Source organism: Neglectibacter sp. X4, assembly GCF_009917365.1.
In the GTDB taxonomy this organism is placed as follows: Bacteria; Bacillota; Clostridia; order Oscillospirales; family Acutalibacteraceae; genus Acutalibacter.
Genome location: NZ_QWLE01000303.1, coordinates 1 through 589, shown reverse-complemented (window position 1 = coordinate 589; position 589 = coordinate 1). Strand labels below are relative to the sequence as shown.

Here is a 589-nt window from a genome sequence, read left to right as displayed (position 1 = left end):
GCAACATGTTCAGCTTGGCAGTACTAATAGGCCGAGGGCTTGACCATATACTTTTTCTTGAGCACCTGCTTTGGTGCCTCTTGCTTCCAGCTTTATTCAGTTTTTAGGGTACAACTTGCACCATTAGCTCAGTTGGTAGAGCACCTGACTCTTAATCAGGGTGTCCCGGGTTCGAGTCCCTGATGGTGCACCATTTTGAAAAGCTGGCGAAAGCCAGTTTATGGCCCGTTGGTCAAGCGGTTAAGACAGCGGCCTCTCACGCCGTTAACGTGGGTTCGATTCCCGCACGGGTCACCAATATTTTCCTCCTTAGCTCAGTCGGTAGAGCATGCGGCTGTTAACCGCAGGGTCGTTGGTTCGAGTCCAACAGGGGGAGCCAAAGCTGGAATTTTGTTTCCAGCTTTTTTTATTTGCCAACGAGCATTTCAGTTTCTCGAAGAACGAATATGCAGTGAAAAAATCCGGCACGCCTGGGCCATCCCAAGGTGTACCGGATTTTTTGTTTTATGGCAGCTTTAGGTCATTTTACAAGGAACTACACGCAGACCGTGAAACGGGCTGCTGACAACAAACAGGCGCTATGCTCCCG

3 tRNA genes are annotated in these 589 nt (G+C 49.7%); all 3 read left to right on the top strand.

Annotated features, from left to right (window positions below):
• Nucleotides 1-117: 117 nt before the first annotated feature.
• Nucleotides 118-193 (top strand) — tRNA-Lys (locus D1841_RS18270).
• A gap of 29 nt (nt 194-222) precedes the next feature.
• Nucleotides 223-297, top strand: a tRNA-Glu gene (locus tag D1841_RS18265).
• Nucleotides 298-303: 6 nt separating this feature from the next.
• Nucleotides 304-379 (top strand) — tRNA-Asn (locus D1841_RS18260).
• Nucleotides 380-589: the final 210 nt, after the last annotated feature.